The sequence below is a fragment of the Variovorax sp. PvP013 genome, from assembly GCF_050435945.1.
Classification (GTDB): domain Bacteria; phylum Pseudomonadota; class Gammaproteobacteria; order Burkholderiales; family Burkholderiaceae_C; genus Variovorax.
On the sequence record NZ_JBNDLF010000004.1, the window covers coordinates 1 to 16,231 of the forward strand.

20 protein-coding genes are annotated in these 16,231 nt (G+C 69.3%); 6 read left to right on the top strand and 14 right to left on the bottom strand.

The genetic code is table 11. The features are described 5' to 3' along the window. The 9 genes from ABID77_RS12860 to ABID77_RS12900 all read right to left on the bottom strand — a co-directional run. Positions 1 to 94, bottom strand: a 94-nt coding sequence (locus ABID77_RS12860; protein WP_082519739.1) for a GTP-binding protein, incomplete at its 3' end; no start/stop codon positions are given. Between the two features lie 237 nt (positions 95 to 331). Then, positions 332 to 2,431 carry an elongation factor G gene (gene fusA / locus ABID77_RS12865; RefSeq protein ID WP_429596183.1) on the bottom strand — a complete coding sequence of 700 codons (2,100 nt, stop codon included), beginning with the start codon at positions 2,429 to 2,431 and terminating at the stop codon, positions 332 to 334. 84 nt (positions 2,432 to 2,515) lie between these two features. Continuing rightward, positions 2,516 to 2,989: a 30S ribosomal protein S7 gene (gene rpsG / locus ABID77_RS12870; RefSeq protein ID WP_296314662.1), complete on the bottom strand. Its 474-nt coding sequence runs from the start codon at positions 2,987 to 2,989 to the stop codon at positions 2,516 to 2,518. A 148-nt stretch (positions 2,990 to 3,137) separates the two neighbouring features. Further along, positions 3,138 to 3,515: a 30S ribosomal protein S12 gene (gene rpsL, locus ABID77_RS12875; protein ID WP_013543948.1), complete on the bottom strand. Its 378-nt coding sequence runs from the start codon at positions 3,513 to 3,515 to the stop codon at positions 3,138 to 3,140. Between the two features lie 151 nt (positions 3,516 to 3,666). Beyond that, a complete protein-coding gene (locus tag ABID77_RS12880) occupies positions 3,667 to 4,845 on the bottom strand; it encodes a D-alanyl-D-alanine carboxypeptidase family protein (RefSeq protein WP_429596186.1) in 1,179 nt (392 codons plus the stop codon). A 28-nt stretch (positions 4,846 to 4,873) separates the two neighbouring features. After that, complete coding sequence (locus tag ABID77_RS12885) at positions 4,874 to 5,506, bottom strand: alpha/beta hydrolase (RefSeq protein WP_429596189.1); 633 nt, start codon at positions 5,504 to 5,506, stop codon at positions 4,874 to 4,876. A 46-nt stretch (positions 5,507 to 5,552) separates the two neighbouring features. Beyond that, complete coding sequence (locus tag ABID77_RS12890) at positions 5,553 to 5,933, bottom strand: (2Fe-2S) ferredoxin domain-containing protein (RefSeq protein ID WP_429596192.1); 381 nt, start codon at positions 5,931 to 5,933, stop codon at positions 5,553 to 5,555. Positions 5,934 to 5,942: 9 nt separating this feature from the next. Continuing rightward, positions 5,943 to 7,052, bottom strand: a complete 1,110-nt coding sequence (locus ABID77_RS12895) for a VanZ family protein (protein WP_429597295.1) — start codon at positions 7,050 to 7,052, stop codon at positions 5,943 to 5,945. 59 nt (positions 7,053 to 7,111) lie between these two features. After that, a complete protein-coding gene (locus tag ABID77_RS12900) occupies positions 7,112 to 7,540 on the bottom strand; it encodes a CopD family protein (RefSeq protein ID WP_429596195.1) in 429 nt (142 codons plus the stop codon). 22 nt (positions 7,541 to 7,562) lie between these two features. Here ABID77_RS12900 and ABID77_RS12905 point away from each other — a divergent pair, with 22 nt between their 5' ends. The 4 genes from ABID77_RS12905 (at position 7,563) to ABID77_RS12920 (ending at position 11,032) form a co-directional block, all read left to right on the top strand. Beyond that, positions 7,563 to 7,754, top strand: coding sequence for a hypothetical protein (locus tag ABID77_RS12905; RefSeq protein ID WP_429596198.1), 192 nt, complete (start codon positions 7,563 to 7,565; stop codon positions 7,752 to 7,754). 124 nt (positions 7,755 to 7,878) lie between these two features. After that, the gene (gene hemB, locus ABID77_RS12910; protein ID WP_429596200.1) at positions 7,879 to 8,886 is read left to right on the top strand and encodes a porphobilinogen synthase; all 1,008 of its coding nucleotides are present in this window, start codon (positions 7,879 to 7,881) and stop codon (positions 8,884 to 8,886) included. 17 nt (positions 8,887 to 8,903) lie between these two features. Further along, positions 8,904 to 10,100, top strand: coding sequence for a magnesium transporter CorA family protein (locus ABID77_RS12915; protein ID WP_429596203.1), 1,197 nt, complete (start codon positions 8,904 to 8,906; stop codon positions 10,098 to 10,100). A gap of 23 nt (positions 10,101 to 10,123) precedes the next feature. Next, positions 10,124 to 11,032, top strand: a complete 909-nt coding sequence (locus tag ABID77_RS12920) for a LysR substrate-binding domain-containing protein (RefSeq protein ID WP_429596206.1) — start codon at positions 10,124 to 10,126, stop codon at positions 11,030 to 11,032. Between the two features lie 91 nt (positions 11,033 to 11,123). On the opposite strand, the gene ABID77_RS12925 is transcribed toward ABID77_RS12920, so the two are convergent. The 3 genes from ABID77_RS12925 to ABID77_RS12935 form a co-directional block, all read right to left on the bottom strand. After that, on the bottom strand, positions 11,124 to 11,465 hold the full coding sequence (locus ABID77_RS12925; protein ID WP_429596210.1) for an alpha/beta hydrolase: 342 nt from the start codon (positions 11,463 to 11,465) through the stop codon (positions 11,124 to 11,126). A 156-nt stretch (positions 11,466 to 11,621) separates the two neighbouring features. Continuing rightward, entirely contained in the window at positions 11,622 to 12,305 is a 684-nt protein-coding gene (locus ABID77_RS12930; protein WP_429596213.1) for a dienelactone hydrolase family protein, read from the bottom strand. A gap of 84 nt (positions 12,306 to 12,389) precedes the next feature. Further along, positions 12,390 to 12,998: a 2-hydroxychromene-2-carboxylate isomerase gene (locus ABID77_RS12935; protein WP_429596216.1), complete on the bottom strand. Its 609-nt coding sequence runs from the start codon at positions 12,996 to 12,998 to the stop codon at positions 12,390 to 12,392. A 74-nt stretch (positions 12,999 to 13,072) separates the two neighbouring features. Here ABID77_RS12935 and ABID77_RS12940 point away from each other — a divergent pair, with 74 nt between their 5' ends. Both ABID77_RS12940 and ABID77_RS12945 read left to right on the top strand, forming a co-directional pair. Continuing rightward, complete coding sequence (locus ABID77_RS12940; protein WP_429596219.1) at positions 13,073 to 13,831, top strand: SDR family oxidoreductase; 759 nt, start codon at positions 13,073 to 13,075, stop codon at positions 13,829 to 13,831. Positions 13,832 to 13,853: 22 nt separating this feature from the next. Beyond that, positions 13,854 to 14,501 carry a MarC family protein gene (locus ABID77_RS12945; RefSeq protein WP_429596222.1) on the top strand — a complete coding sequence of 216 codons (648 nt, stop codon included), beginning with the start codon at positions 13,854 to 13,856 and terminating at the stop codon, positions 14,499 to 14,501. 33 nt (positions 14,502 to 14,534) lie between these two features. Here the strand turns inward: ABID77_RS12945 and ABID77_RS12950 are convergent, their stop codons facing one another. Continuing rightward, entirely contained in the window at positions 14,535 to 15,197 is a 663-nt protein-coding gene (locus tag ABID77_RS12950) for an ABC-type transport auxiliary lipoprotein family protein (RefSeq protein ID WP_429596225.1), read from the bottom strand. Positions 15,198 to 15,247: 50 nt separating this feature from the next. Then, positions 15,248 to 16,228, bottom strand: a complete 981-nt coding sequence (locus tag ABID77_RS12955) for an MlaD family protein (RefSeq protein WP_429596228.1) — start codon at positions 16,226 to 16,228, stop codon at positions 15,248 to 15,250. Between the last annotated feature and the right edge of the window lie 3 nt (positions 16,229 to 16,231).

Below are 16,231 nucleotides of genomic sequence, written 5' to 3' on the forward strand. Positions count from 1 at the left end.
TCGCCGCCGTCAGCGTCGTCTTGCCATGGTCCACGTGGCCGATCGTGCCCACGTTCACGTGGGGCTTGGTGCGGGTGAATTTACCTTTTGCCATTTTTCAAATCCTTGGAAAGAGCAGTTCCCGTGTAGTGGTTTTACGTCTGCATCCGATTGCTGATTCATCCCGCACGGGAACAGGATGGCACCGGATCGCAGACAAAAATGAACCCCTGTCGACGCGTCTGGATCTCTTCGCGAGACACCGCAGAACCGGCTTTGCCGGGCTGCTGGTGTCGCCCCCGGAAGGGGGTTGGCGAAGCGACACGCAGTGCGCGCAGCCTGGGGGAGAGCCTTACTTGGCGCGGGCGGCCACGATGGCTTCCGCCACGTTGCGCGGCGCTTCGGCGTAGTGCTTGAACTCCATCGTGTACGTGGCGCGGCCTTGCGACATCGAACGCAGCGTGGTGGAGTAGCCGAACATTTCCGACAGCGGCACTTCGGCCTTGATGGCCTTGCCGCCACCGATCATGTCGTCCATGCCCTGCACCATGCCGCGACGGCTGGACAGGTCGCCCATCACGTTGCCGGCGTAGTCCTCGGGCGTCTCGACTTCCACGGCCATCATCGGCTCCAGGATCACGGGGCTGGCCTTGCGGGCGCCTTCCTTGAAACCGAAGATCGCGGCCATCTTGAACGCCATTTCGTTCGAGTCCACGTCGTGGTAGGAGCCGAAGTGCAGCGTCACCTTGACGTCGACCACCGGGTAGCCGGCAAGCACGCCCTGGCCCAGCGCTTCGATCACGCCCTTCTCCACCGCCGGGATGTACTCGCGCGGCACCACGCCGCCCTTGATGGCGTCGACGAACTCGAAGCCCTTGCCCATCTCCTGCGGCTCGAGCTTCAGGATGACGTGGCCGTACTGGCCCTTGCCGCCCGACTGACGCACGAACTTGCCTTCGGCGTCCTCGACGGTCTTGCGGATGGTCTCGCGGTAGGCCACCTGCGGCTTGCCGACGTTCGCCTCGACACCGAACTCGCGCTTCATGCGGTCGACGATGATTTCGAGGTGGAGCTCGCCCATGCCCGAGATGATGGTCTGGCCGGATTCCTCGTCGGTCTTGACGCGGAACGACGGATCTTCCTGGGCCAGGCGCTGCAGCGCGATGCCCATCTTTTCCTGGTCGACCTTGGTCTTGGGCTCGACGGCCTGGGAGATCACCGATTCCGGGAACACCATGCGCTCGAGCGTGACGACGGCCGCCGGATCGCACAGGGTCTCGCCCGTGGTCACTTCCTTCAGGCCCACGCAGGCGGCGATGTCGCCGGCGCGGATCTCGCTGACTTCCTCGCGGTTGTTGGCGTGCATCTGCACGATCCGGCCGATGCGCTCCTTCTTGCCGCGCACCGGGTTGTAGACGCTGTCGCCCTTGGAGAGCACGCCAGAATAGACGCGCACGAAGGTCAGCTGGCCCACGAACGGGTCGGTCATCAGCTTGAACGCGAGGGCCGAGAACTTCTCGCCGTCGTCCGCCTGGCGGACCACGGGCGCCTCGTCCTCGTCGGTGCCGCCGACGGGCGGAATGTCGGTCGGCGCGGGCATGTATTCGATGACCGCGTCGAGCATCGCCTGGACGCCCTTGTTCTTGAAGGCCGAGCCGCACAGCATCGGCTGGATCTCGCCGGCGATGGTGCGCTGGCGGATGGCGGCCTTGATCTCTTCCTCGGTCAGCGTCTCGCCTTCGAGGTACTTGTTCATCAGCTCTTCGCTGGATTCGGCAGCCGCTTCGACGAGCTTCTCGTGGTATTCGTCGCAGACGTCTTTCAGGTCGGCGGGGATCTCGCCGTACTGGAAGGTCACGCCCTTGTCCTCGTCCCAGATGATGGCCTTCATCTTCACGAGGTCGACAATGCCCTGGAACTTGTCCTCGGCGCCGATCGGGATCTGGATCACGACCGGGTTGGCCTTCAGCCGGTCGATCATCATCTGGCGCACGCGCAGGAAGTTCGCCCCGGTGCGGTCCATCTTGTTGACGAACGCGAGGCGTGGGACCTTGTACTTGTTGGCCTGGCGCCAGACGGTTTCCGACTGGGGCTGCACGCCGCCGACGGCGTCGTAGACCATGACGGCGCCGTCGAGCACGCGCATCGAGCGCTCGACCTCGATCGTGAAGTCGACGTGGCCGGGGGTGTCGATGATGTTGATGCGGTGCTCGGGGAACGTGCCGGCCATGCCCTTCCAGAAACAGGTCGTGGCGGCGGACGTGATCGTGATGCCGCGCTCCTGCTCCTGTTCCATCCAGTCCATGGTGGCAGCACCGTCGTGCACTTCGCCGATCTTGTGGTTGACGCCCGTGTAGAACAGGATGCGCTCGGTGGTCGTCGTCTTGCCGGCGTCGATGTGCGCCGAGATACCGATGTTGCGGTAGCGCTCGATGGGGGTCTTGCGTGCCATGAAATTACTCCGTTGAAAGATGGAAAGCCCGCCCGCCACAGGGCGGGTCGGGCTTGCATCCGATCTGGTTTGAGGGACGGTTCTTTAGAAGCGGAAGTGGCTGAAGGCCTTGTTGGCCTCGGCCATGCGATGGACTTCATCGCGCTTCTTCATGGCACCGCCACGGCCTTCCGTGGCTTCCATGAGTTCGTTGGCCAGACGCATGGCCATCGACTTCTCGCCGCGCTTGCGGGCGGCTTCCTTGATCCAGCGCATCGACAGCGCGAGGCGACGGACCGGGCGCACCTCGACGGGCACCTGGTAGTTCGCGCCACCGACGCGGCGCGACTTCACTTCAACCATCGGCTTGACGTTGTTGATCGCCATGGTGAAGGCTTCGACCGGGTCCTTGCCCGGGTTCTTCTTCTCGATCTGCTCCAGGGCACCGTAGATGATGCGCTCGGCCACAGCCTTCTTGCCGCCTTCCATGATCACGTTCATGAATTTGGACAGCTCGACGTTGCCGAACTTCGGATCCGGCAGGATTTCACGTTTGGGGACTTCGCGACGACGTGGCATGTTACTAACCTCTTTGCTTCAGTTGGTGCCATCTCGGCACCGCGAGAGACGACATCGATCTCTCACTTACTCGACCCAGGATCGGGTCACTTCGTTCGATGCACCCGCCAAGGCACGCCGAACACCGCTGAATGGAAAACAGAAGGACTTAGGCCTTCTTGGGACGCTTCGCGCCGTACTTGGAACGCGACTGCTTGCGGTCTTTCACGCCTTGCAGGTCGAGCGAACCGCGCACGATGTGGTAGCGCACGCCGGGCAGGTCCTTGACACGACCGCCGCGAACCAGCACCACGCTGTGTTCCTGCAGGTTGTGGCCTTCGCCGCCGATGTAGGAGATGACTTCGAAGCCGTTGGTCAGACGGACCTTGGCGACCTTGCGGAGCGCCGAGTTGGGCTTCTTGGGCGTCGTGGTGTAGACGCGGGTGCAGACACCGCGGCGTTGCGGCGAGTTCTGCATGGCAGGGCTCTTCGAGTTGATCTTTTCGACCGTTCGACCCTGACGCACCAGTTGATTGATGGTTGGCATGAATGAATGAATCCCAAAACAGTCCCGGCCGTGGCCCTCACCGTGACATGAGGAACCGGGAAGTGACAAAAACGTGAAACCCTTCGGAATTTTTTCCGAAAAGCCCGCGAGTATAGCAGGCCCGAAAAGGCCCGCCCGTTTTTCGTCCTGCCTACTTGATCCAGAGGCGGACGGCGTCCCAGGCCCGACCCAGGATGCCGGCCTGCTCGACGGCGTCGAGCGCCACCAGCGGCACCTCGGTGACCGGCTCCTCGCCCAGCATGACCTTCAGCGTGCCGACGTTCTGGTTCTTGGCGAACGGCGCGACCAGCGGATCCGGCCGGGCGATCTGCGTCTTGATCCGGGCGGCGGAGCCCGCGGGCACCGACACGACGATGGCTTCGGGCCGGCCGAGCTTGAGCGTGTCGGTCTTGCCCTTCCAGACGGCGGGGGTGGCGGCGGGCTGGCCGGCCTCGAACAGGCGCACGGCGTCGTAGGCGGTGTAGCCCCAGTTCAGGAGCTTCTGCGACTCGTTGGCGCGCGCGTTCTCGCTCGACGTGCCCAGCACGATGGTCAGCAGACGGCGCCCGCCCGTGCCCAGGTTGGGGAAGTCGCGCCTGGCCGTGACGATCATGCAGTAGCCCGCGGCGTCGGTGTGGCCGGTCTTCAGGCCGTCGACCGTCGGGTCGCGGAACAGCAGCAGGTTGCGGTTGGTGTCGTTGGTCGAGGGCGTGCCGGGATAGCGGTACTTCTTGATCGAGTAGTAGTGGACGTACTCGGGGAAGTCGCGCATCAGCCGGGTCGCGAGGATGCTCAGGTCGCGCGCCGTGGTCGTGTGGCCGGGTGCCGTGAGGCCTTCGGGATTCTTGTAGCCCGTGTTCTTCATGCCCAGCACCTTGGCCTGGTCGTTCATGAGTTCGACGAAGCGCTCGACGGAGCCGGCCACGCCCTCGGCCAGTGCCACGGTCGCGTCGTTGCCCGACTGCACGATCAGGCCCTTGATGAGGTCCTCGACCGGCACCTGCATCTTCGGATCGATGAACATGCGCGAGCCGGGCATCTTCCAGGCGCGCTGGCTCACCGGCAGCGTCTGCGCGAGCGTGAGCTTCTTGGCCTTGAGGGCGTCGAACACGAGGTAGGCCGACATCAGCTTGGTCAGCGAAGCCGGCTCGACCGGGCTGTCGATGTCCTTCTGCGCCAGCAGCTGGTTGGACGTGACGTCAAGCAGCAGGTAGCTGCGCGCGGCGATCTCGGGCGGCACGGGCACGGTCTGGGCGTGCGCGGCCAGCATGCAGAAGGAGGCGGCGACGGCCAGCATCAGCGCGCGCAGCGCGTCGGAAAAGCGATTCATGGGGGGATGCGGGGAGAAACCGGAAAAGCTAGCCCGCGCGGAGGTGGCGGGCGACGAGGTTCTTGAGGAGCGGCAATTGTCCGTGAAAGAAATGACCGCCCCCGGGGACGACTGTGACAGGAAGTGACTGCGGCCGCGCCCAGTCCATGAGCGCCGACAGCGCGACCGTGTCGTCGGCCTCGCCGTGCACGACCAACGTGCGATCCAGCGCGTCGGCCGGCAGCGGCGGCGGCACCACGCGCGCCACGCTGGCGCCGACCAGCGCGATCCGGCCCACCTCGCGCTCGCCCCACAGCGTCTGCAGCGCGTTGATGGCGACGAAGGCACCGAAGGAGAAGCCGGCGATCGCCAGTGTTCCTTCGGGCGCGACTTGCGCGACGACGGCGCGGTAGTCCTCGGCCTCGCCGCGCCCCTCGTCGTGCGCGCCCGCGCTGGCGCCGACGCCACGGAAGTTGAAGCGCACGGCCGTCCAGCCGGTGGCGACGAAGGCGCGCGCCAGGGTCTGCACGACCTTGTTGTCCATCGTGCCGCCGAAGAGCGGATGCGGATGGGCGATGACGGCGATGCCGCGCGGGGGCGTGCCCGCGGGCGGCAGGTCGCGCAGGGCTTCGATGACGCCGGCGGCGCCTTCGAGTCGGAGTTTCTCGGTCTGGGAATTCATGGGCGTCGTCCGTCGAGCTGCGTGATCCTGGCGATGGCCACGGCCCTCATCGGCCCACGTCCGGGGGCAGCACGAGCCGCTCGACGACGCGGCCGTTCTTCAGGTGCGACTCGACGATCTCGTCGATGTCGTCCTTGTCGACGAAGGTGTACCAGACCGCCTCCGGATAGACCACCGCGACCGGGCCGCCGGCGCAGCGGTCCAGGCAACCGGCCTTGTTGACGCGCACCTTGCCGGGACCCGACAGGCCGGCTTCCTTGACGCGCGACTTGCAGCGATCGAAGCCGCTCTGCGCGTCGTGCAGGGCACAGGAATCTTCGCCGCCCTTGCGTTCGTTCAGGCAGAAGAAGATGTGGCGCTCGTAGTAGCCGGGCGCGTCCGGGGCCTGCGTGGCGGCCACGGGGGAAGTGACGGGGGTGGGAGGCATCGATCGATTCTAGGTTTGGCGCGGACGCCGGGACAGCGCTGCGACCACGTAGCCCAACGTCGCGAAGGGCCAGAGCCAGCCGACCCACTGCGCCAGGCCGTGAAAGCGGATGAAGCGGCCCTGCTCCCAGCTGGCCAGCGTCTCGGCGAAATAGGCGCTCTCGGGCGCCTGGTTGAGCAGGCCCAGGTGCAAGGCCAGGGCCACCAGCAGCAGGGCCGCGCAGAGCCGGCGCGGAGCACCCAGCAATGCCGTGCCCCCCACCGCTGCGGCGGCGATGCCGACCTGCACCGGCGGGCTGAGCCAGGCCCAGGCGTGCTCAGGCCCGTAGCTCAGCGCCGCCGACAGGGCGCTCGCCGCGACGCCGGCCGACAGGGTCAGCGCCAGCACGATCGCGCGGCGCGGCGCCGAGCGCGTCACCATGAACGCCAGCAGGCACGGCACCAGCGCGCCCAGCATCACGCACAGCAGTTCCACGCCCGGCACCAGCGGTTCGAGCTCGAACTGGCGCACCGGCAGCCAGTCGATGAAGGGCGTGTCGAGCAACCCCTCGGCGATCGCCGTCTCCAGCCGCTCGAAGACCTGTCCCAGCCCGAAGGTGACCGCCGCCGGGAACAGCAGCGCGAACGGCCACAGCGCCAGCAGCACCAGCGCGCCGCTGGCGTCGGCGACGAACCAGTGCGAACGCACGCGGCTCCAGTGCGCGATCGCACCGGCGCGCTCCAGCCCCGCGGCCAACGCGGCGCCCGCGAAGGTGCCGGCGGTGTTGAGCGCCAGGTCGACGTTGGACGGGATGCGCACCGGCAGGTAGCTCTGCAGGGTCTCCATGGCGAAGGACACCGCGCCGCCGGCGAGCGTGGCGCGCAGCACCGCCTGGGACACGCCGGCGTCCGGACGCGTGCGCAGCACGGCGAGCGCGGCGAGGAACCCCATCGGCACGTAGCCCGCGACGTTGATGCCGAGGTCGAACCCGGTCCAGTACCTGGGCCACGGCGCAGCGAGGTAGGCCCACGGCGCGATGCCCTGGTCGCGCCAGTCCGCGAACGGATACAGGCTCGCATAGGCGATCAGCGCCGCGTAGGCAAGCGTCAGGGGCAGTGCGGCGGAGACGAGGCGCGGCAGCTTCACGCGGGAGGATTGGGCAACGGACACGGCATCGCCCCGTGCGGGCATGGCTTTCCTCAGAACGGCTTGACGACCACCAGCACGACGATGGCCAGCAGCAGCACGACCGGCACTTCGTTGTACCAGCGGTACCAGCGCTCGCTGCGCCGGCTGGTGCCGTCCGAGAAACGCCGCAGCAGCACGCCGCAGCTGTGGTGGTAGCCGATCACCAGCAGCACCAGCGCCAGCTTGGCGTGCATCCAGCCGCTGCCCGGCCCGCGCCCGATGCCGTAGACCCCCCACAGCCACAGTCCGAGCCCCAGCGCCGGCACGGCCAGGATCGTCGTGAAGCGCAGCAGCCGGCGCGCCATCAGGAGCAGCCGCGCGCGCTCGGCGACGGAGCCGGCGGGCACCTGCGCCAAGTTGACGAAGATGCGCGGCAGGTAGAACAGGCCGGCGAACCAGCTGGCGATGAAAACGATGTGAAGCGACTTGATCCAGAGCATCGCGGCAGTTTAGTGGGCCGCCATGACACACCCCGCCGGCCGTCGCGGGCCCCGGGCGACGGGCAAAAAAAAGCCCGACGTGAAGACGTCGGGCTGGGAAGCCCTTTTGCTGTCACACATCAAGGCACCCGCTCAGGGAGGAAAAGCGGGGAGCGGCAAGCCGCCCGGCGCGAAATTTAACAAATACTTCAATGCCGATCAACCTCATTTGTAGGAAATTATTGTTAGCCAATTGGCTTGGCTTCCAGCATTTGGAACCTTTTTGGCATGCATGGATGCAAAAGGTCGTCATCCGCTCGCACCCCGACGCGCCGACCACATGGGGCACAATTTTCGGCATGACCTTCCACGCCCCCTTCCCCGCCGGCCGGCCCCGTCGCCTGCGCCGCGACGCCTTCACGCGCAATCTCGTCCGTGAGCACGCGCTCACCGCGCACGACCTGATCTACCCGGTGTTCGTGCAGGAAGGCGAACGCCGCCGCGACGCGATCGCCTCGATGCCCGGCGTGGAGCGGCTGAGCCTGGACACGCTGCTGCCGGTGGCCGAGGAATGCGTCGCGCTGGGCATCCCGGTGATGGCGCTGTTCCCGGTCATCGACCCCGACCTCAAGACCCCGAACGGCGACGAGGCCTTCAACCCCGACGGCCTGATCCCGCGCGTAGTCGCCGCGCTCAAGCAGCGCTTCCCGGAACTGGGCGTGCTCACCGACGTCGCCCTCGACCCCTACACCAGCCACGGCCAGGACGGCCTGCTCGACGACGACGGCTACGTCATCAACGACGCCACCGTCGAGGTGCTGGCCCGGCAGGCACTGGCGCAGGCCGCCGCCGGCGTCGACATCGTGGCGCCGAGCGACATGATGGACGGGCGCATCGGCGCCATCCGCGACGCGCTCGAGGCCAACGGCGACATCCACACGCGGATCATGGCCTACAGCGCCAAGTACGCGAGCGCCTTCTACGGCCCGTTCCGCGACGCCGTGGGCTCCGCTGGCAACCTCGGCAAGAGCAACAAGAAGGTCTACCAGATGGACCCGGGCAACACCGACGAGGCGCTGCGCGAGGTCGCCATCGACATCGCCGAGGGCGCCGACATGGTGATGGTCAAGCCCGGCATGCCCTACCTGGACATCGTGCGCCGCGTGAAGGAGGCGTTCCGCGTACCCACCTTCGCCTACCAGGTCAGCGGTGAATACGCGATGCTGACGGCGGCGGCGCAGAACGGCTGGCTCGACCGCGAGGCCGTGATGATGGAGAGCCTGCTGGCCTTCAAGCGCGCCGGCGCCGACGGCGTGCTGACGTACTTCGCGCTCGACGCGGCCCGCCTGCTGCGCGGGCAGCGCTGAGAGGGACCGGTTCCTCCGTGCGCATCTTCGAGATCCACGGCTCGCAGGTCGACGAGCATCCCGCGCTGGCCCCGCTCGCGCGGCCCGGCGCCTGCCGCGGCGGCTACCTGTGGCTGTCGCTCACACGCTCCGAACTGCGCGCCGAGCTGGCCGCGGTGCAGCCGGTGCTGGAGGCGCTGTGCGGCACGCAGCTGCTCGACCTGCACGTGAGCGACCTGCTCAACGACCAGCTGCCCTCGCACTACGACTACACCTCGCGCTACGACGTGCTGGTGCTGCGCCGGCTGGCCGCGGGCGCGCTGGCGACGGAGCCGGCCGGTGGCACGGCGACGACGCTCGGCACGCCCGCCGCCGGCCCCTCGCCCGCGCGCGGCGGCGGCCCGCCCGTGCTGCGGCGCGTGGACACGCGGCCGGTCGGCTTCGCGGTGTTCGATCGCGTGCTGCTGTCGGTGCATCCCGAGGACGGCGCCGTGCGCGACGCCTACGCGCAGAAGCTGCTGGCCGCCGTGCGCGGCAACGGCAACGGCAACGTCGCGCGCGAGGGTTCCGGCACCGGAGCGCCGGCGCTCGACGCCCGTGCGGTCAGCGCCCGCATCCCGACCAGCCCGGCCGACCTCATGCTGCGTCTGGCCAACCAGATCGTCGACGGCTACCTCGACCTGCGGCGCCAGCTCACCAAGCAGCTCGACCACTGGCAGGCCGAGCTGATCGACCCCAAGAGCCGCTTCACCAACTGGAGCGCCCTGATGGACGCGCGCCAGTCGCTGCACCACCTCGACGAGATCTGCGAGGACCAGCGCGCCGCCCTGCAGGACTGGATCGACGCCCTGGAGACCCTGCCGCCGCCCGAGTCCGCCGCCGAGGCGCGCGAGCACGAGCTGGTGCTGGTGCGCAGCCGCGACGTGCTCGAGCACATCGAGCGCGTCGTCCACCACGTGCGCCGGCTCGAGCAGAACGCCGAGACCGCCGTGCAGATGCACTTCAGCGTCCAGAGCCACCGCACCAACGACATCATGCGGGTGCTCACCGTGCTGACGGCCGTGTTCCTGCCGCTCAACCTGATCGCCGGCATCTTCGGCATGAACTTCGAGTTCATCCCGCTGGTGCACAAGGCCGACGGCTTCTGGATCGCGATGGGCTCGATGGGCTTCACCGCCGTCGCGCTGGTGGCGGTGTTCTGGCGCAAGCGCTACCTGGCGCGCACCGCGCGCTGAACGTCCAGCGCCGGGGACGCCGCATGGACACGCTCGAACTGCTCAAGACCTTCCGCGACGTCGCCGAGCAGGGCAGCTTCTCGCGCGCGGCCACCCGCCTGGGCCTGGCCAAGGCCACCGTGAGCAAGTACGTGGCCGAGCTGGAGGCGCGCCTGGGCGTGCGGCTGCTCAACCGCTCGACGCGCTCGGTCAGCCTGACCGACGCCGGCGCCCTGCTGCTCGAGCGCAGCGGCCCCGTCATGGAGATGCTCACGCTCACCCGGGACGAGCTGCAGGCGCACGCGAGCCGGCCGACCGGGCGGCTGCGCATCTCGGCGCCGCACGGCATGGGCCAGGGCGACCTGCCCCGGCTGCTGGCCCGCTTCATGGGCCACTACCCGGACGTGCGCCTCAGCCTGCACCTGAGCAACCGCACCGTCGACCTGGCCGACGAGGCGATCGACCTCGCCCTGCGCTTCGGCCCCGTCGCCGACGAGAACCTGATCGTGCGCAAGCTGCGGCAGGTACCGCTGGTGGTGTGCGCCTCGCCGCGGTACTGGAAGCGGCACGGCGTGCCGGCGCATCCGGCCGACCTGGCGCGGCACGACGCGCTGACCTACTCGCGCCTGGGGCCGCACCCGCACTGGCGTTTCGAGGTCGACGGGCGACCCATGGACGTGCCGCTGAAGAGCCGCATGGACGCCACCGAGCTCGCGCCGCTCATCCAGGTGGCGATGGAAGGCTTCGGCGTGCTCTACGTGCCGTCGATGCTGGTGCGCTCGCAGATCGACCACGGCGAGCTGGTGGCCGTGCTGCAGGGCCACGCGCGCAGCGACATCTGGCTGTCGGCCGCCTACCTCCAGCGCCGGCACAACAGCGCCGCCCTGCGCGCGCTGCTGGACTTCCTGCAGACCCACCTCGCCGACAGGCCGGCCCCCGGACGCGCCCGCTGAAAAGCACAAAGCCGGACGACGCGTCGAGCGCCGTCCGGCTTCCTGGGTGTCGTGCGGGCCGGGCGGAGGCGCCCGGCGCGGAAACGGTCGATCAGAACGTCGAGAAACCGTTGCCGCGGTCGGCCGGCATGCGGCTGTTCACGAACGACGACGGCTGCATGTTCTGGTAGGGCGCGTGCGCGGCGGCCACGGCGCCGACGCGGACGGCCGCGCGGTCCTGGGCCGACGTGCGGGTGGGCACCACGCCGGACATGGCGCTCTGGCGGTAGATGTCGGCGCCGTGCGCGGCGGCCACGGCCTGCGCGCTGGTCTCGGAGCGCGACACCACGCTGGTGGTCGGGACGTTGGGCACATAGTCGTAGACGTCCGCGTGCGCGCCGGCGGCGGCGAGCAGGGCGAAGGCGGCGGTGGCGATGATCTGGGTGGTCTTCATGTCGGCTCTTTCAATTCCTTGGGGTTTGTCAGGCTGGCGTCGAGCGCCAACCCGTGCATGGAATTCTGAGCCGGATCGACACCGGAAACCGCCTCGGAGCGCGACCACTGCGTTCACGGAACGCGAACAATCGAGTGCTCCGATCGCCTCCGGAAATCAGCCGACGTGCCGGGCGAAGAACGCCAGCGTGCGCTCCCTGGCCAGCTTCGCGGACTCGGCGTCGTAGGAGCCGCGCTGGTCGCAGTTGAAGCCGTGGTCGGCGGCGTAGACATGCACCTCGACCTCCGGGTGCGCGGTCTTGAAGGCCTCGACCGTGTCGACCGGGATCCAGTGGTCGCGGCTGCCGAAATGCGCCAGCACCGGCACCTTCGGCGCGCGCGCCGATTCCTCCGGCGTGGTCATGCCGCCGCCGTAGTAGGGCACCGCCGCCGCGAGGCCCGACACCGACGCCGCCGCGCGCCAGGTCAGCAGGCCGCCCCAGCAGAAGCCGACGATGCCGACCTTGCCGGCGCGCGCCGCGTAGTCGACGGCGGCCTGCACGTCCTGCAGCACGCCGGGCGCGGGCAGGGCCTCGACGGCCGCCTTCAGCGCCGAGCCGGCCTGCATGTCGTCGCCGGTGTAGCCGAGTTCGACGTCCGGCTTCACGCGGTGGAAGGTGGCCGGCGCCACGGCCAGGTATCCGGCGGCCGCGTAGCCGTCGGCGACCGAGCGGATGTGCGAGTTGACGCCGAAGATCTCCTGCAGCACGACGATCGCGCCCTTGGGCCGGCCGGCCGGTTCGGCGACGTAGGCGGGAAACCGGAAGCCGTCCTTGGCGTCGAGGTCGATGAATTGGCTCATGGTGGGGGGTCTCCTGGAGAGCGGGGGTGGAATGGAATCGGAAAGAAGGAAGAGGTGCATGGCGGAGCCTCCGGAGGCTGGCGCTCAGGTCCGCGCCCGCAGCGCGCGCTCGACGAAATCGAGCCGGTCCTGGCCCCAGAAGATCTCGCCGTCGACCACGTAGCTCGGCGCGCCGAACACCTTGGCCTCGATGGCCTGGCGGGTGTAGTCGTCGTAGCGCTCCTGCACGGCCTGGCTGTGCGACTGTTCGGCGCGTCGGGCATCGAGACCGCATTCGGCGGCGATGGCCTCGAGCACCGCCGGGTCGGCGATGTTGCGCTCCTGCACCCACACGGCGGCGAAGATCGCGCCGCACAGCGCCATCGCGGCCTCGGTGCCGTCGTGCAGGTCGGCGGCGATGATGAGCCGGGAGGCGTCGTCGCCCGAGACCGGGAAGAACTTCGGCTGCGGGTTGATCGGCAGGTCCAGGTGATGAGAGAAGCGCGTCATCTCGACCAGGCGATAGGCCTGGCGCTGCGGCGCGCGCTTGCCCAGCGGCAGGCCGCCCGAGACCGGGAACACGGCGCCCAGGTCGACCGGCCGCACGCGCACCTCGGCCCCGGCGCGCCGCGCGATGGCGGCGAAGCGCGCGTGGCCCAGGTAGGTCCACGGGCTCTGCGGCGTGAAGTAGTAGTCGACGGTGGTGCGTGTCATGCGATCGCTCCTCGGGTGATGTAATCCGGACGGGTTTTTTAACTGACGCGCAGTTTCTGTGCAGGAGGTGGGCTTTGGAGACTTCAGGATCGAACGTGCTGCTGGTGACCGGCGGGAGCCGCGGGATCGGCGCCGCCACCGCCCGCCTCGCCGCCCGCCGAGGCTGGGCCGTGGCGGTGAACTACGCCAGCAACTCGCTGGCCGCCGACGAGGTCGTGCGCGCCATCCGCGCCGAGGGCGGCACGGCCATCGCGGTGGCGGCCGACGTCGGCGACGAGGCGCAGGTGATGGCGATGTTCGAGCGCATCGACGCCAAGCTCGGCCGGCTGACCGGGCTGGTCAACAACGCCGGCGTGGTCGACCTCACCGCGCGCGTCGACGCGATGGACGTGGCGCGCCTGGAACGCATGCTGCGCATCAACGTCGTGGGCAGCTTCGTCTGCGCGCGCGAGGCGGTGCGGCGCATGAGCACGGCGCACGGCGGCGCGGGCGGCGCGATCGTCAACGTCTCGAGCGTCGCGGCGCGCCTGGGCGCGCCCGGGCAGTACGTCGACTACGCCGCCAGCAAGGGCGCGATCGACACCTTCACCATCGGCCTGGCCCGCGAAGTGGCCGACGAGGGCATCCGCGTCAACGCGGTGCGCCCCGGCCTCATCGACACCGAGATCCACGCCTCCGGCGGCCTGCCCCGGCGCGCCTTCGACCTGGCGCCCACCGTGCCGATGAAGCGCGTCGGCCGCGCCGAGGAGATCGCCACGGCCATCGTCTGGCTGCTGTCGGAAGAGGCCAGCTACACCACCGGCACCCTGCTCGACGTGACCGGAGGCCGCTGAGGGCACGCCGGCGATGGCGACCATGGACCTCATCAAGCCGCTGATCACGCTGCTGGCGATCGTCAATCCGCTGGCCATCGTGCCCTTCTTCATCCACTACACGCAGGGCTACACCGAGCGCCAGCGGCGGCGCACGGCATGGGTGTCGGCCTTCAGCGCCTTCATGGTGATCGCGGTGAGCGCGCTGCTGGGGCTGCAGCTGCTGGGTTTCTTCGGCATCACCATCGCCAGCTTCCAGGTCGGCGGCGGCATGCTGCTGCTCATCAGCTCGCTCAACATGCTCAATGCGCAGCCGGCCGAGGCCAAGACGAGCAAGGAGGAGATCCGCGCCACCGAGGTGAAGGCGTCGCTGGGCGCCTCGATCGCGGTGGTGCCGCTGACCATCCCGCTGCTGACCGGTCCGGCCACGATGTCGACGGTGGTGATCTACGCCGAGAAGACGCAGCACTTCTGGCAGCTCGCCACGCTGGTGGGCTACGGCGTGGTGATCGGCCTGGCGACCGGCGTGGCCTTCTCGCTGGCGGTGCCGATCGCGCGCGTGCTGGGCAAGACCGGCATCAACGTCATGACGCGGCTGATGGGCCTGATCCTGGCCGCGCTGGCCGTCGAGGTCATGGCCGACGGACTGGGCAAGTTGTTCCCGATCCTGGGACGCGCGGCGGCGGGCTGAGGCGCGCGGCGGCGACGCCGGGACGGCGGCGGCTCAGCGCGTGGCGTCGACCCAAACCACCAGCTCGTCGATCGCCGCGTCGCTCGCCGCGGCCAGGGCCTTGACGCCGCCGGCGGCGTCGGCGCTCGGCGCCGGCCAGCGCGCCGCGAAGACGCGCTGCGCCAGCACGCGCTCGCCGGCGGGCGTGCTCTGGACCAGCGTGGCGCGCAGCCGCACCAGGCCCGAGCTGGTGCTCGGTGTGTCGAAGTAGTGCGAGAACTCCTCCAGCGACACGCGCAGCGTGTGCGGTCGCTGGCCCTGCGCGCGCGCGAGGGTCGCGCTCTCGCCGGTGGTCAGCACGGTGCGGTTCGCAGCCAGGGCGTCGCGCAGACGGTGCTGCACCAGCTGCACCGGCGTCACGCTCCAGCGCGCCTGGGCGTAGGGACGCAACTCGTTGGCATCGGCATAGCCGAGGCGGTAAAGCACCTGGGTGCTCTCCAGGCGCGTGCCGGAGTCGATCTCGGCCAATGCGAGGGTCGGTTGCCGGTCGGCGACGGCCACGGCGGCGGACGGCGCCAGCGCCCCCGCGCCGGGACCGAAGTCGTAGAGCACGACGCGCGCCGGCCGGTCCGGCAGCGCGCCGCAGCCGGCCAGCGCCAGCAGCGCGGCCAGGATCAGGGCGGCAGGGGAGACGCGGGAATGGGCAAAGCGTGTCATGGTCGTCGTCACCTTGGTCTGGCTGCGTGCTTCGGTGGGCGCTGGGGGGATCAGGGTCGTGCCGCCGCCGGCGCGGCGAAGCCCGGCTCGCCCGGCCCGGCCGCCGTGCCGCCGTTGCCGAACAGCAGCGACTGCGGGTTGTCGTTGATGCCGTCGGCCGCGCGGCCCAGGCGGCGCACGGCGCGCGAGGTGTCCTCGGCGACGCGGTTCAGGCGCGGCAGGGTCGCATTGTTGAAGGAGTCGACCGCCTGCGCCAGGCCCTGCGTGCCGGTGCCCAGCCGGTCGAGCGGGCCGTCGGCGGCGGTGATGCGCCCGACCGTGGCGTTGAGGTTGTTGGCCACGCGCGAGATGTCGCCGGCGGCCGTGCGCACCGTGCCCATCGTGTCGCCGGCGCGCGCCATGAGCGGCGGCAGCGCGGCGAGCGCGGGCTGCACGCCGGTCTTCATGGTCGCGTCGAGCTGCTTCGTGAGCTGGGCGACGCTGCCGGTGGCCTGCGCGACGTTCTCCAGCGCGTCGGCGATGCGCTTCTGGTTGTCGTCGCCCATGAGCGTGTTGGCGCGCCGGGTGACCTGCTCGACCTGGTCGAGGATGGCCTGGCCGCGGTCCTGGAGCTGCGCCATCATCGACTGGCGCAATGGCAGGCGCGGCGGATCGGCCTCGTCGGGCACCAGCGCGACCTGCGACTCGCCCTTGTCGTCCAGCGCGATGAAGGCCAGTCCCGTGACGCCCTGGTAGCTCAGGGTGGCGAAGCTCGACTGCGTGAGCGGAACGCGGCGATCCACCGTCAGGCGCACGCGCACGTTGCCGCGCACCTTGGGGTCGAAGTCGATCGACGTCACCTTGCCCACGCCGATGCCGCGGAAGCGCACCATCGCCTGCGGCTGCAGGCCGCTGACGGCGTCGCGCGTGGAGAGTTCGTAAGTGTCGCGCACGGTGTCGTCGCGCGTGAGCCAGACCACCAGCGCGACGAGCACGGCGAGCAGGCCGAGCACGAAGGCGCCGGCGGCGAGGGCGTGGGCCTTGTTTTCCATGGC

Excerpts from the sequence above, each read along its gene's own strand:
- fusA (WP_429596183.1), bottom strand. The coding sequence starts at position 2,431 with ATGGCACGCAAGACCCCCATCGAGCGCTACCGCAACATCGGTATCTCG.
- rpsG (WP_296314662.1), bottom strand. The coding sequence starts at position 2,989 with ATGCCACGTCGTCGCGAAGTCCCCAAACGTGAAATCCTGCCGGATCCG.
- rpsL (WP_013543948.1), bottom strand. The coding sequence starts at position 3,515 with ATGCCAACCATCAATCAACTGGTGCGTCAGGGTCGAACGGTCGAAAAG.
- ABID77_RS12880 (WP_429596186.1), bottom strand. The coding sequence starts at position 4,845 with ATGAATCGCTTTTCCGACGCGCTGCGCGCGCTGATGCTGGCCGTCGCC.
- ABID77_RS12885 (WP_429596189.1), bottom strand. The coding sequence starts at position 5,506 with ATGAATTCCCAGACCGAGAAACTCCGACTCGAAGGCGCCGCCGGCGTC.
- ABID77_RS12890 (WP_429596192.1), bottom strand. The coding sequence starts at position 5,933 with ATGCCTCCCACCCCCGTCACTTCCCCCGTGGCCGCCACGCAGGCCCCG.
- ABID77_RS12900 (WP_429596195.1), bottom strand. The coding sequence starts at position 7,540 with ATGCTCTGGATCAAGTCGCTTCACATCGTTTTCATCGCCAGCTGGTTC.
- ABID77_RS12905 (WP_429596198.1), top strand. The coding sequence starts at position 7,563 with ATGACACACCCCGCCGGCCGTCGCGGGCCCCGGGCGACGGGCAAAAAA.
- hemB (WP_429596200.1), top strand. The coding sequence starts at position 7,879 with ATGACCTTCCACGCCCCCTTCCCCGCCGGCCGGCCCCGTCGCCTGCGC.
- ABID77_RS12920 (WP_429596206.1), top strand. The coding sequence starts at position 10,124 with ATGGACACGCTCGAACTGCTCAAGACCTTCCGCGACGTCGCCGAGCAG.
- ABID77_RS12925 (WP_429596210.1), bottom strand. The coding sequence starts at position 11,465 with ATGAAGACCACCCAGATCATCGCCACCGCCGCCTTCGCCCTGCTCGCC.
- ABID77_RS12930 (WP_429596213.1), bottom strand. The coding sequence starts at position 12,305 with ATGAGCCAATTCATCGACCTCGACGCCAAGGACGGCTTCCGGTTTCCC.
- ABID77_RS12935 (WP_429596216.1), bottom strand. The coding sequence starts at position 12,998 with ATGACACGCACCACCGTCGACTACTACTTCACGCCGCAGAGCCCGTGG.
- ABID77_RS12945 (WP_429596222.1), top strand. The coding sequence starts at position 13,854 with ATGGACCTCATCAAGCCGCTGATCACGCTGCTGGCGATCGTCAATCCG.
- ABID77_RS12950 (WP_429596225.1), bottom strand. The coding sequence starts at position 15,197 with ATGACACGCTTTGCCCATTCCCGCGTCTCCCCTGCCGCCCTGATCCTG.
- ABID77_RS12955 (WP_429596228.1), bottom strand. The coding sequence starts at position 16,228 with ATGGAAAACAAGGCCCACGCCCTCGCCGCCGGCGCCTTCGTGCTCGGC.